Origin of the sequence: Roseibium denhamense, from assembly GCF_009711415.1 — a bacterium.
Lineage (GTDB): Bacteria > Pseudomonadota > Alphaproteobacteria > Rhizobiales > Stappiaceae > Roseibium > Roseibium denhamense.
This window is the reverse complement of sequence record NZ_SMLZ01000108.1, coordinates 81,101-93,841: the sequence shown is the minus strand read 5'-3', so window position 1 is coordinate 93,841 and position 12,741 is coordinate 81,101. Positions and strand designations below refer to the sequence as shown.

Annotated in this window: 9 protein-coding genes and 1 tRNA gene; 6 read left to right on the top strand and 4 right to left on the bottom strand. The window is 58.4% G+C overall.

All coding sequences use genetic code 11. From position 1 onward, the window contains the following. Window positions 1-7: 7 nt before the first annotated feature. From trpC to E1180_RS11835, 3 genes are all read right to left on the bottom strand, one after another. Entirely contained in the window at window positions 8-820 is an 813-nt protein-coding gene (gene trpC, locus E1180_RS11845; protein WP_155191392.1) for an indole-3-glycerol phosphate synthase TrpC, read from the bottom strand. A 6-nt stretch (window positions 821-826) separates the two neighbouring features. After that, window positions 827-1,840, bottom strand: coding sequence for an anthranilate phosphoribosyltransferase (trpD, locus tag E1180_RS11840; protein WP_155191391.1), 1,014 nt, complete (start codon window positions 1,838-1,840; stop codon window positions 827-829). Between the two features lie 126 nt (window positions 1,841-1,966). Next, window positions 1,967-3,862, bottom strand: coding sequence for a peptidylprolyl isomerase (locus E1180_RS11835; RefSeq protein WP_155191390.1), 1,896 nt, complete (start codon window positions 3,860-3,862; stop codon window positions 1,967-1,969). Window positions 3,863-4,101: 239 nt separating this feature from the next. On the opposite strand from E1180_RS11835, the gene tpiA reads away from it, so the two are divergent. The 6 genes from tpiA (at window position 4,102) to E1180_RS11805 (ending at window position 12,494) form a co-directional block, all read left to right on the top strand. Further along, window positions 4,102-4,860: a triose-phosphate isomerase gene (gene tpiA / locus E1180_RS11830; RefSeq protein ID WP_155191389.1), complete on the top strand. Its 759-nt coding sequence runs from the start codon at window positions 4,102-4,104 to the stop codon at window positions 4,858-4,860. A 109-nt stretch (window positions 4,861-4,969) separates the two neighbouring features. Continuing rightward, on the top strand, window positions 4,970-5,353 hold the full coding sequence (secG, locus tag E1180_RS11825; protein ID WP_155191388.1) for a preprotein translocase subunit SecG: 384 nt from the start codon (window positions 4,970-4,972) through the stop codon (window positions 5,351-5,353). A gap of 133 nt (window positions 5,354-5,486) precedes the next feature. Further along, window positions 5,487-7,115, top strand: a complete 1,629-nt coding sequence (locus tag E1180_RS11820) for a CTP synthase (protein WP_155191387.1) — start codon at window positions 5,487-5,489, stop codon at window positions 7,113-7,115. 32 nt (window positions 7,116-7,147) lie between these two features. Continuing rightward, window positions 7,148-7,969 carry a VOC family protein gene (locus E1180_RS11815; protein ID WP_155191386.1) on the top strand — a complete coding sequence of 274 codons (822 nt, stop codon included), beginning with the start codon at window positions 7,148-7,150 and terminating at the stop codon, window positions 7,967-7,969. A gap of 205 nt (window positions 7,970-8,174) precedes the next feature. Then, window positions 8,175-9,338 (top strand): efflux RND transporter periplasmic adaptor subunit, encoded by a 1,164-nt coding sequence (locus E1180_RS11810; RefSeq protein ID WP_155191385.1) that lies wholly within the window; start codon window positions 8,175-8,177, stop codon window positions 9,336-9,338. Beyond that, on the top strand, window positions 9,339-12,494 hold the full coding sequence (locus E1180_RS11805; protein ID WP_155191384.1) for an efflux RND transporter permease subunit: 3,156 nt from the start codon (window positions 9,339-9,341) through the stop codon (window positions 12,492-12,494). Between the two features lie 126 nt (window positions 12,495-12,620). Here the strand turns inward: E1180_RS11805 and E1180_RS11800 are convergent. Next, window positions 12,621-12,694 (bottom strand) — tRNA-Cys (locus E1180_RS11800). Between the last annotated feature and the right edge of the window lie 47 nt (window positions 12,695-12,741).

The window sequence follows — 12,741 nt, the reverse complement described above, 5'->3', positions numbered from 1 at the left end:
CGGCAGCTCAGGCTGTCTTGGCGATTGCCGGCCGCGCAAGGAGCGACCGTGTGGCGGCGGAAACGTCTTCCTGGCGCATCAGGCTTTCGCCAATCAGGAATGTTGAAATGCCTGACTTGTTCATGCGCGAAAGATCATCCGGTGTGAAAAGGCCGGATTCCCCGACAACAATCCGGTCTGACGGGATTTTGGGGGCCAGTTCTTCGCTTGTTTCCAGCGTGGTTTCGAATGTCTTCAGATTGCGGTTGTTAATGCCGACCAGCCGGGACGTCAGTTTCAAGGCCCGGTCCAGTTCCTCTGCATTGTGAACTTCGATGAGGACATCCATGCCAAGTTCAAACGCGGCATCTTCAAGCGCTGTTGCCGTGGCATCGTCAACAGCCGCCATGATGATCAAGATGCAGTCACCGCCCCAGGCCCTCGCCTCATAAACCTGGTATGTGTCATACAGGAAATCCTTGCGCAGCGCGGGAAGCGCAACCGCGTCGCGGGATGTGGTGAGGAACTCCGGCCTTCCCTGGAAGGAGGGCGTATCGGTGAGCACCGATAGACAGGCAGCGCCGCCGTCCTCATAAGCTTTCGCAAGAAGCGGAGGATCAAAGTCTTCGCGGATCAAGCCTTTGGAGGGGCTTGCCTTTTTGATTTCCGCGATGAGTGCGTATTCGCCGGCCGCATGTTTGGCCTCTATCGATTTCAAGAACCCGCGCGGCGCACCCGCGTCCTGAATGCGGGCTTTGAGTTCACTTAGCGAGACTGCGGATTTTGCTGCTGCTATCTCGTCGCGCTTGTATGCTTCGATTTTCTGTAAGATGTCCGCCATCAGATATTATCCGTTCGAGGCTGCTACCAGCTTGTCCAGGGCGTCAGCCGCCGAACCGCTATCGATCGAGTCTGCCGCCATCTCTACCCCGTCTTTCAAGGTAGTGGCCTTGTCTGCCACGATAAGGGAGGCAGCCGCGTTAAAAAGGACTATATCGCGGTAAGCCGTCTTGGCACCTGCCAGAACTTCGCGCAGGGCCTTTGCATTTTCGGCCGGTGTTCCGCCCTTGAGATCCTTCATCTCAGCGTAGGGCAGGCCGGCATCTTCCGGTGTGATTTCAAATGACCGTAATTCGCCGCCGGCCAGCTCGCACACCCGCGTTGGGCCGGTTGTCGTGATCTCGTCCATACCGTCGGAGCCATGCACAATCCAGGCTTTTTCAGTCCCGAGTTCTTTCAAAGCCTCTGCAACAGGTTCAACCCATTTGTCGGCAAAGACGCCGGTCATTTGGCGTTTGACGCCAGCCGGACTGGAAAGGGGACCGAGCAGGTTGAAAATGGTGCGGGTACCGAGTTCCACGCGGGTCGGCCCGACATGTTTCATAGCGGCATGGTGAAGCGGCGCAAACATGAAGCCGATATTTGCTGAGCGGATGCACTCAGAAATTTTTTCCGGGCCTATATCGATGTTGATGCCAAGTTCGGCCAAGGCTTCAGCCGAGCCGGACTTGGACGAGAGCGACCGGTTTCCGTGCTTTGCGACCGGCACGTCGCAACCTGCAACTACGAGCGCCGTGCAGGTGGAGATATTGTAGCTGCCGGAGCTGTCTCCGCCGGTCCCGACAATATCAATGGCATTGTCTGGCGCGTCCACAGGCAGCATCTTTGCGCGCATGGTCGCGACCGCGCCCGTGACCTCGTTTACGGTCTCACCGCGCACACGCAGAGCCATCAGGAACCCGCCAAGCTGTGACGGCGTTGCCGAGCCTGACAGGATGACATCGAATGCGGTTTTGGCCTCATCCAGAGACAGGGAACCGCCATCAGCCACCTTGGCGATTATGTCCTTAAAAGCTGTCATGGTGGCCTCTTAACCGACTTCCGGAAGCTTAAGGCAAATCAACCGGGATCGGCTCACCTGCCCAAAACGGATCAAAGCGACGGCTTTCCGGCAAATGAAACATGTCTGCCGGAAAGCCTGTTGGTACTAGTTCTGCTGGGACAAACCCATCACCTGGGCAACGCCCACCTGATTGATCTCTACCCCGGCCAGTTTTTCCTGTTCGGTTATGTAAAGGCCAACCAATGAGTCCCGGATCTGCTGGGACAGTTGATCGGAGGCTGCCGTTGCCTGCTGCGTTGCCGGATCAAACTGCGGCACAGTCACACCGGTGACCTTCAAAACAATACGCCCGGTCCCGTCGGCATTGTCCGACACGGCTGTGGTGCCGATTGGGCCGCCAAAGGCGGACTGCAGGGCCTCCCGGCCGATTTCAGACGGGTTTCCGTTGCGCGTCAGGCCGCTTGCGGTTTGAACCTCGAGCCCTTCCTGGCTTGCGATGTCTTCAAGCGGCGTTCCGCCTTCGGCTGTTGCCAGAAGGTCTGCCGCCTTGCTCGACAGGCGGCTTGCAAGTTCTTCTTCCTTCCAGGCTTCGATCACGGATGCCCGGACCTCGTCCAGCTCGCGGTCACGGGCCGGCGTCACCTTGGTGACTTCGTACCAAAGGAACCCTTCTTCATTCAGTTCCAGAACATCGTTCTCGATGCCGATATCACTGTCGAAGACACCTGCCAGAAGACCATCGGCATCCGGAAGCGTTACAGTCGTTTCCGTCATGGATGACCCTGCCGCGTCGAACGGCTCGGTGGTTTCAAGCGGAAGGGAAAACCGCTCGCTCACCTCTGCAAGGAGGGCGCCGCCTGCGCGCGCATCTTCCACCTCATCATAGATGTCCAGGATCTCACGCTCCGCCTGTTCTCTGGCAAGGTCTCGAACGATCTGGTCTTTGACCTCTTCAAAAGGCGTGGTGCGGGCCAGGAGGATCTCCTTGACATTGACAATGGCCGTTGAAAAACGGCCGTCAATGGCACCGCTGCTTTCGCCTTCCTCAAGCGCAAATGCGGCATCGCCAAGCGCCTCGTCCAAGAAGTCAGCCCGGGCCATGGTGCCCAGCGACACGTCGTTGGCGGTCAGGTTGCGCTCCGTCATAACGTCATCGAAGGACTTGCCGCCGGAAAGCTCATCCGCAACCTTGGCTGCCTCTTCCTCAGACTGAAACGTCATCTGGCGGATTTCGCGACGCTCCGGCTCTGCGAATTCTTCGGCCCGGCTCTCATATTCTGCACGCGCATCGTCTTCATGAATATCGCCCGGCCGCGCAAGACTGGTCGGCGTCATCGAGATAAACGCGATCTCGCGATATTCCGGGGCGCGGAATTGCGCATTGTTATCTTCGAAATAAGTAGCAAGCACGCTTTCGGACGGATCTTCAATCTCGCCGATATCGGTCCGGGTGAGCTCAAGGTAGTCGATGTCCCTGGCCTCTGACTGGAATGTGTCCACAAGCTCCACATAGGCCTGAGGTGCGGTAATGCCGCCGGACAGAGCTTCGGCAAGCTGACTGCGTTCGGCCACGCGGCGCCGTTCCAGCACATACTCGTCTTCCCGGTACATGTTGGCTTGCAGAACCTGTTGCAGCCGGTTCCGGTCGTAACGGCCGTTCAGCCCGCGGAATGCGGGGTCGGATTGGATGATCCCGGCAAGGCGTTCGTCTGAAATGGCAAGCTGCAGGCCCAGAGCGGCATTATCCATTGCGGCTTCCGCGACCAGCCTGCCGAGGGCCTGCTGGGGAATGCCGAGCTGGGTGCCTTCATCAGGGGTCAGCGGACGGCCCAGTTGTTGCCCGATCCGGTTCATGTCCTGGCGGTACGTGCGCTCAAAGGCGAGCATGGAGACTTCGGCTTCACCAACCTTGGCGGCCGTGTTCTGGCCAAAGCCCTGCAGGAAGTCCGTTACACCCCAAATGGCGAAGCTGAAAATGAGCAAGGCGATAAACAGTTTGGCAATCCAAGTGCCAGCGCCTTTGCGCAGCGCGTCGAGCATGACGTCTCCCATAGATTATGCATCTGCCGTTCGTTTCAGACGGCGCGAATATCTGACCGGCCCGGTCGGTACGCCAGGGCCGAAGCGGGCGGATCATAATGAGGCGCGAGCCCTGCTGCAAGGCGCGTTGAACAAACAGGTTGGGGAATTGGCATTGGCCGAATTGCCATGGTGGATTGCAACCGGCAAAGGCTTCTGCTCTATAAGCCGCAATTGTTTCATCATGCGGGAGAAAATCCATGAATGCTGCGATCAAGCCAATGGTTGCCGGTAACTGGAAAATGAACGGCCTCAAGGCGAACCAGGCCGAGTTCGAAAAGATTGCAGCCGGGCTTGATGCAGATCTCACGGCAAAAGTGGACGCGATGATATGCCCGCCGGCAACCCTGATCTCGGTTTTGGCCAGTGCTTCGGCCGCAAGCGCGCTGAAAGTAGGTGCGCAGGACTGTCATGCGGCTGCATCGGGCGCGCATACGGGCGACATTTCCGCCGGGATGCTGGCGGATGCCGGAGCGTCTGCTGTTATTGTTGGTCATTCCGAGCGTCGGGCAGATCACGGGGAAAGCGATGCCGATGTCGCTGCCAAGGCCGCTGCTGCCTGGCAGGCGGGCCTTGGTGCGATCATCTGCGTCGGCGAAACCGAGGCGGAGCGCAAGGCGGGCCAGGCAATAGCTGTTGTTGAGCAACAGTTGGCGGGGTCCGTACCCGACGGTGCGACGGCACAAAACACCGTGATCGCGTATGAACCGGTGTGGGCAATCGGGACAGGGCTGACGCCGACAGCGGATGATGTCGCCGAAATGCACGCGGCCATGCGGTCAAATCTCGCTGCGCGATTCGGCGGTGAGGGGGAAGCGATGCGTCTTCTTTATGGCGGGTCGGTGAAGCCGGGCAATGCGGCCGAACTGATGGCAGTTGCCGATGTGAATGGAGCTCTTGTCGGAGGGGCCAGCCTCAAAGCTGACGATTTCCTGGGTATTCTTGCGGCCTATAAATAACGAGCCTTGCTTGACGTGTTCGCGGACAAGTCTCATTTGAAGGGTAGAAAGCGGACACCGACTGGTGTAGAAGGCCGCAAATCTTGAATTCAAAAAAGAATGGCAGTCGATGGAAACTGTAGTCATCGTGATCCACCTGATGGTCGTGCTGGCCCTCGTGCTTGTTGTGCTTCTGCAGCGCTCTGAAGGCGGTGCGCTTGGCATTGGCGGCGGAGGCGGCGGCGGTGGCGGACTGATGTCCAGCCGTGGAACCGCGAATGTTCTAACCCGCGTGACAGGCGTGCTGGCCGTTGCTTTTTTTGCGACGTCGCTGACGCTCAGCCTGATCGCGAAGAACACTGACAGCCCAGCGTCCATTCTTGATGCTGCGCCGGTCGCGACAGATGGTGCTCCGGCTCCAGCCGACACAGGGACCGGAGGCGGTAACGGCATTCTCGATGCGCTGCAACAACAGAGCCAGCCGTCCGGACCTCAAGTTCCAGCCGCTCAGTAATGACCGGCAGCCGATTATCCGGCACCTTCGCCTAACATATGCCCTGCGGCCAAACTCGCAGGGCATTTTTATGTGTTAAGAACGCAACTCCCGAGTGGTCAACCGGCCCTCGGCAAGGATATGGTATTGCTCCATGGCGCGATACATTTTCATCACTGGCGGCGTGGTTTCCTCGCTTGGTAAAGGTCTTGCTTCCGCAGCTCTTGGAGCTTTGCTTCAGGCGCGCGGCTATAAGGTCCGTCTTCGTAAACTCGACCCGTATCTGAATGTGGATCCGGGCACGATGAGCCCCTATCAGCATGGCGAATGCTATGTGACAGACGACGGGGCGGAGACCGATCTCGATCTTGGCCACTATGAGCGGTTCACGGGCCGGCCTGCGAACCAGCAAGATAACATCACGACCGGCCGGATTTATCAGGACATTATCGCCAAGGAGCGGCGCGGCGATTATCTCGGCGGGACCGTTCAGGTCATCCCGCATGTCACCGATGCCATCAAGTCATTCGTCCTGTCCGGCAATGAAGAATATGATTTCGTTCTGGTAGAGATCGGGGGAACGGTCGGCGACATCGAAGGTCTTCCGTTCTTCGAAGCGATCCGCCAGCTCGGCAACGATCTTCCGCGCGGCGATGCCGTCTATGTCCATCTGACCCTGATGCCCTATATTCCGGCAGCCGGTGAGATGAAGACCAAGCCAACCCAGCACTCGGTGAAGGAATTGCGGTCGATCGGGATCCAGCCGGATATCCTGATGGTCCGGTGTGACCGGCCCATCCCGGAAACCGAACGCCGGAAGTTGTCCCTCTTCTGTAATGTGCGGGAGACTTCGGTCATTCCGGCCTATGACGTCAAGTCGATTTATGATGTGCCGATCGCCTACCACAAGGAAGGCCTCGACCGGGAAGTTCTGGAAGCCTTCGGGATCAAGGGGGCTCCCGCGCCCGTATTGGACCGCTGGGAAGGTATCTCCGAACGCGTTGCCAATCCGGAAGGCGAGGTCAATATTGCGATTGTCGGCAAATACACCGTCCTGAAGGACGCCTACAAATCGCTGATCGAAGCCTTGGTGCATGGCGGGATCGCGAACCGGGTAAAGGTCAATCTCGAGTGGATCGAATCTGAGACTTTCGAGAAGGAAGATCCGAGCCCCTATCTGGAAGGTGTGCACGGAATTCTGGTTCCCGGTGGCTTCGGAGAGCGCGGCGCGGAAGGCAAGATCGCAGCGGCGAAGTTCGCCCGTACGCACGACATTCCATATTTCGGCATCTGCTTCGGCATGCAAATGGCTGTGCTGGAAGCCGCCCGGAACCTGGCCGGGATCGAGAAAGCCAATTCCACCGAGTTCGGCCCGTCTGACGAACCGGTTGTTGGTCTGATGACGGAGTGGACCAAGGGCAACCAGACCGAAAAGCGGGCGGAAGACGGGGATCTTGGCGGCACAATGCGCCTTGGCGCCTATCCGGCGGCACTGAAGCCCGGCTCCAAGATTGCCGAGATTTATGGTGCCACTTCGGTATCAGAACGGCACCGCCACCGCTACGAGGTGAATATCGGCTACCGTGAGCAGCTCGAAAAGACTGGCCTCGTGTTTGCCGGAACCTCGCCGGATGGCGTTCTGCCCGAAACCGTGGAGATTGAGGACCATCCGTGGTTCATCGGTGTGCAGTACCACCCGGAACTGAAGTCGCGGCCGTTTGAACCGCATCCGCTGTTTGCATCCTTTGTTGGCGCAGCGCTCCGGCAGAGCCGTCTCGTCTGACGGGCAACATTTCAAGTCTCGGGGAGGGGCGAATGGTACGCGGGCTCGATCACGTTGTGGTGGCTGTGCAGGACCTTGAGACTGCCGGGCGCGCTTATGAAGCGCTCGGCTTCACGTTGACACATGTCAACCGCCATCCTTGGGGTACCGCCAACAGGATTGTCCAGCTTGACGGCTTCTTCATCGAGATCTTGAGCGTTGCGGATCCCGGTCTTATCACGGAGGCTGCCCCGGGTGCGTTTTCCTTTGGGGCGTTCAACCGCGACTTCCTGAAGGAACGGCAAGGGGCGAGCATGCTGGTCCTCGAAAGCCAGGACCCGGATGCGGATCGGGCGGCCTTCCAAAAGGCGGGTTTGACGGGCTACGAGCCGTTTGCTTTCGAGCGGGTCGCCACATATTTGGATGGAACGACGGCAAATGTGGGCTTTGACCTGACATTCGTGTCGGATCGACTAGCGCCTTCCATCGGGTATTTCACTTGCCGGAACCGTTTTCCGGAGAATTTCTGGAAAGCCGATTACCAGACGCACGCCAATGGGGCGCAGGAGATCAAGACGGTCTATCTCGTTGCGGCGGACCCGTCCGATCACCATGAATTCCTTGGCGGCTTTACCGGGCAGCGGGAAATGCGGGCAACCAGCCTTGGTCTTGAGATGAAGACACCGCGTGGAACGATCATGGTTTTGACACCAGCGGCATTTGCAAGCATTACAGGCGAGGAGGCCGACCGGACCGGGGCGGGGCTGATGCCGCACATTGCAGGTCTGGATATTGCGTGCCATGGCCTTGCAGAGCGGAAAGTCGTTCCTGCGCATGAGCTGTTTGGGATGACTCTGATGCTCTCGCCGGTATGACGCCAGCTGATTGAGTTTTAACATTGCTTTCAGAGGTGTCGGCCACCTAACCGGCCCGGAGCGTGATGAAAACGTAAGGGAACTTAGTCCCTTGCGCGCCGGTTACCGCAATAAGTTTTGCTTGTTGAATCAATCTCGTCTCTTATAGTGAAGCCCACTTGGGCATATCGCCTGTAGATATGTAACCGCGCGTGGAGTTTCACGAATGAGCCGTTTGCGTCGCCATCCCTTTTCCCGAAACCTCGTGCTTACAGCTGTCGCCGCTTTGGCGGTTGCCGGATGCTCGGACAGCAGTCAGCAGGCCGAAGCGCCGGCAGCGCCGCCCCCCTCTGTGACGGTCGCAAAGGTCGTGTCCGAGGATGTGCGTGACAGCGCCCGCTTTGTCGGCCAGATTGCGGCTGTCGATCAGGTTGATCTGGTAGCCCGCGTCAACGGCTTTCTGGAGAAGAAGGCCGTGCCGGACGGATCGCTTGTCAAGGAAAAGGACCTGCTTTTCACAATTGAGAAGGGCCAGTATGAGGCCGCACTGACAAAGGCCAAGGCCGATGTTTCCAGTGCCAAGGCTGATGCTGCCTTGAAAGCTGCGGATGAAAAACGCGACCGGGACTTGCGCGACAAGGGCCATTTGTCGGAAGCCGCCTATGAAGCCACATTGGCTCAAAAGGAACAGGCCGCCGCGTCTGTGGAGGCTGCGCAATCAGCTCTTCAACAGGCTGAGCTCAATCTCAGCTATACGGATGTATCAGCTCCGTTTCCGGGGCAAATCGGCAAGACAACCTACAGCGTTGGTGAGGTTGTGGGGCCATCGACCCAGCCCTTGGCAAAGCTCATCCGTCTGGCACCGGTTTATGTGAACTTCTCCGTCAGCGAATCGCAGTACCTCAACGCGGTCAAAACCCACGGGATCTCGGCGGAAGATGTCTCCCCCGACAACTCGCCGGATATCAAGCTTATCCTTCCAAACGGCGAAACCTACGGAGAGACGGGCAAGATCGTCTTTATCGGCAACGAGGTTGACACGTCGACCGGAACAATCTCCTTCCGCGGACAGTTTGAGAACGCCGACACCCGGTTGCTCGCCGGAACATATGTGACAGTGGTTCTGGAAGCGCCAAAAGCGGAAAATGCCATCGTGGTGCCGCAGGCCGCCATTCAGCGCGACCAGCAGGGCGCTTTCGCTCTGGCCGTGACATCCGACAAGAAGGTCGAGCAGCGCTATGTGGAGCTTGGCCAGCAGGTCGAGACCAATTTCGTCGTCACGAAAGGTCTCGCCGACGGGGATGAGGTGATTGTGGAGGGCCTTCAAAAGGTTCGGCCCGGGGTAGAAGTGACGCCGGTTCTTGCCTCTCAACCGGCGGAGCAAAGCTAAATGTTCTCAAAGTTTTTTATCTACCGGCCGAAATTCGCGCTGGTTATTTCTATTGTGATTACGATTGCCGGTATCCTTGGCTACGTGGCTCTGCCGGTTGAACAATTTCCGAACATCACACCGCCGGTCGTAAACGTTTCCGCAAGTTACACCGGTGCCAACGCCGAAGTGCTGGAAGAGACGGTCGCCGCGCCCATTGAGGGCCAGGTCAACGGCGTCGATGACATGATTTACATGCAGTCGACGAGCAATGACAGCGGGTCATATTCGTTGAATGTGACCTTTGCCGTGGGCACGGATCCGGATATCGCCACGGTCAACGTGCAGAACCGCGTGAGCCAGGCCACCAGCCAGCTGCCCAGTGAAGTGACGCAGAACGGTGTCACCGTCCAGAAAGCCAGCACGAACATGCTGCTGGTGGTTACACTTTACTCGCCGGAGGGCACCTATGATCCGGTGTTCCTGTCGAACTATGCGTCGATCAACATGAAAGATGCGCTGGCGCGGGTTCAAGGGGTTGGCCGCGCCGACGTAATGACCGACTTTGCCTATGGCATGCGGATCTGGCTCGACCCGGACCGCCTCGCAAGCCTGGGCATGACCCCGACCGATTTTATAACGGCGATCCAGGATCAGAACATCCAGGTTGCTGCGGGTCAGATCGGCTCGCCGCCGGTCCCGTCCGGCCAGCAGTTCCAGTACACGATCAAGGCGAAGGGCCGGTTGTCATCGGCTGATGAGTTCGAGCAAATCGTACTTCGGACCGGGAATGACGGTGCGGTTGTGACCGTGGGCGACGTGGCCCGCGTCGAACTTGGTGCGCAATTCTACAACGCATCCGGTGAGTTTAACGGACAGCCGTCGACGGTTCTGGCCATCTATCAGGCGCCAGGGGCCAATGCGCTTGCCGTTGCCGATGCGGTTCTGAAGGAAATGGACCGCCTGTCACAGAATTTTCCGCCGGATATGAAATATGGCGTACCGTTCAACACGACGGATTTCGTGCAGCAATCCCTGGACGATGTGATCGCGACGCTGTTCCTGACGTTCCTTCTCGTGGTCTCGGTGGTTTTCGTCTTTCTTGGAAATTGGCGCGCCACGATCATCCCGACCGTTGCGATCCCGGTTTCCCTGATCGGCACCTTTGCGGTGCTGCTCGCCCTTGGAATGTCGCTCAACACGATCTCCTTGTTCGCGCTGGTGCTTGCGATCGGGATCGTGGTGGACGATGCGATTGTCGTGGTTGAGAACGTAGAGCGGATCATTTCCGAGGAGGGTTTGCCGCCGAAGGAAGCAACCGCGAAGGCCATGGAGCAAATCACAAGTCCGGTGATTGCCACAACGCTGGTTCTGCTCGCGGTGTTCGTGCCGACCATCTTCATGCCGGGCATCACCGGTGAACTTTACTCGCAGTTCGCGGTCACAATCTCGGTGTCCGTGATCATCTCTTCCATCAACGCCCTGACGCTGTCTCCGGCGCTGTGCGGGCTGATCCTGAAAGCCCGGTCGGGACCGCCGCGCGGGATCATGGGGCTGTTTGACAGGGGCATCACCTCCGTCCGCGATGGCTATACAGCGATTATCCGGCGGCTGGTCCGGGTAGCTTCGCTCGCCCTTGCCGTCGTTGCGGGTGCCATTTTCTTCATTGTCGTCTTGGGCGGCAGCCTGCCTCAAGGGTTCCTTCCGTCGGAGGACCAGGGCTATCTGATGGTCGATATTCAGCTGCCAGATGGTGCCTCGCTTGAACGTACCGAAAGTGTCACCGAGCGTGTTGTGGAACTTACCCGCAATACGGCCGGGGTTCGAGACGTTGTTGTGGTCAACGGCTTCTCAATCCTGAATGGCGCCACTTCGTCTAACGCGGCCCTGGTGATTGCCACCATGTACGGCTGGGAAGACCGCCAGCAGCCTGATCTGCGCATCGATGCGATTCTTGGGAAATTTTGGGCGCAGTTCTCGACCATTCCCGGCGCAAACATCATTGCTTTCAATCCGCCGCCGATCCCGGGTCTCGGGACAACCGGTGGCGTGCAGGCGATGCTTCAGCAGACCGCCGGCGGCACCCCGCAGGATCTCGCCTCCGCGGTCGGCTCCATGGTTTATTCCACCAATCAGAGCGCTGAAATCGCCAGGGCCTACTCGACATTCCGGGCAAATGTTCCGCAGATTTTCGTTGATCTGGACCGGGAAAAGGCAAAAACTCTGGCTGTCAATGTGGCCGATGTCTTTGTGACGCTTCAGGCCTATCTCGGCTCTTACTATGTCAATGACTTCAACATCTTCGGCCGGGTTTACAAGGTTATGATTCAGGCGGACGGAGAGTACCGGGACCGTGTCGAGGATATCGGCCGTCTCTATGTGCGCTCCGGTGACGGCACGATGGTGCCAATGACCAGCCTTCTGACCACCGAAAACGTCCTCGGGCCCCAGATATTGACCCGGTACAATATGTTCCGCTCCGCTGCCGTTATGGCAGATCCGGCGCTGGGGGCCTCCACGGGCACGGTGATCAACGATGTGAATGCTGCGGCAGCTGAAGCTTTGCCGTCGGGCTATTCGATCCAGTGGACGGGAACAGCGCTCCAGCAGCAGGGATCCGGTCAGATCGTCATGTTCATCCTGCTGTTGTCGATCCTGTTCACCTATCTCTTCCTGGTGGCCCAGTATGAAAGCTGGACCATGCCGCTTGCCATCCTGATGTCTGTCTCGTTTGCGATCCTGGGCGCACTGTTTGCCGTCATGGTCACCGGAGGAGACGTCAATCTCTACACCCAAATCGGGATGATCATGCTGGTCGGGATGGGGGCCAAGAACGCCATTCTGATTGTGGAATTCGCGATGGAGCAAAGAGATTCGGGCAAGAGTGTTCGGGACGCGGCCGTGGAAGCGGCCCATTTGCGGTTCCGGGCCGTCATGATGACGGCGCTCTCGTTCTTGCTCGGGGTCGTTCCACTCATGACCGCTTCCAGCGCGGGGGCTGCCAGCCAGAAGGCTATCGGGTTTGCGGTCTTTGGCGGGATGTTCTTTGCGACATCCATCGGGATCCTTTTGATCCCGCTGCTCTATGCCAGCCTTCAGTCGATCCGTGAAAAGGTCAAGGGTTGGCTGGGCGGTTCGCCCCAAACCCCGGGGGCTGATGGAGCCGCGTCCGCCTGACCGGCTGTGGCAAAGACGAAAAAGAAACCGGCGGCATTTGCCGCCGTTTTTCTTGCGCAAAGGCAAGCCAAAAGCTCACACATTGGTTGAGAGCTTTGCCGCAAACATTTTCAATTTCCGAGAAAATGGAGGCCCCGACCGGAATCGAACCGGTGTACACGGATTTGCAATCCGCTGCGTCACCACTCCGCCACAGGGCCCCTGCGTGGTGTGACGCGCCTTATCAAACACTTGGCAGGCAACGTCA

What these genes read in the sequence shown, in the direction of transcription:
- E1180_RS11815 (WP_155191386.1), top strand. Translation starts at nt 7,148, where the DNA reads ATGGTACGCGGGCTCGATCACGTTGTGGTGGCTGTGCAGGACCTTGAG.
- E1180_RS11820 (WP_155191387.1), top strand. Translation starts at nt 5,487, where the DNA reads ATGGCGCGATACATTTTCATCACTGGCGGCGTGGTTTCCTCGCTTGGT.
- E1180_RS11835 (WP_155191390.1), bottom strand. Translation starts at nt 3,862, where the DNA reads ATGCTCGACGCGCTGCGCAAAGGCGCTGGCACTTGGATTGCCAAACTG.
- E1180_RS11805 (WP_155191384.1), top strand. Translation starts at nt 9,339, where the DNA reads ATGTTCTCAAAGTTTTTTATCTACCGGCCGAAATTCGCGCTGGTTATT.
- secG (WP_155191388.1), top strand. Translation starts at nt 4,970, where the DNA reads ATGGAAACTGTAGTCATCGTGATCCACCTGATGGTCGTGCTGGCCCTC.
- trpD (WP_155191391.1), bottom strand. Translation starts at nt 1,840, where the DNA reads ATGACAGCTTTTAAGGACATAATCGCCAAGGTGGCTGATGGCGGTTCC.
- trpC (WP_155191392.1), bottom strand. Translation starts at nt 820, where the DNA reads ATGGCGGACATCTTACAGAAAATCGAAGCATACAAGCGCGACGAGATA.
- tpiA (WP_155191389.1), top strand. Translation starts at nt 4,102, where the DNA reads ATGAATGCTGCGATCAAGCCAATGGTTGCCGGTAACTGGAAAATGAAC.
- E1180_RS11810 (WP_155191385.1), top strand. Translation starts at nt 8,175, where the DNA reads ATGAGCCGTTTGCGTCGCCATCCCTTTTCCCGAAACCTCGTGCTTACA.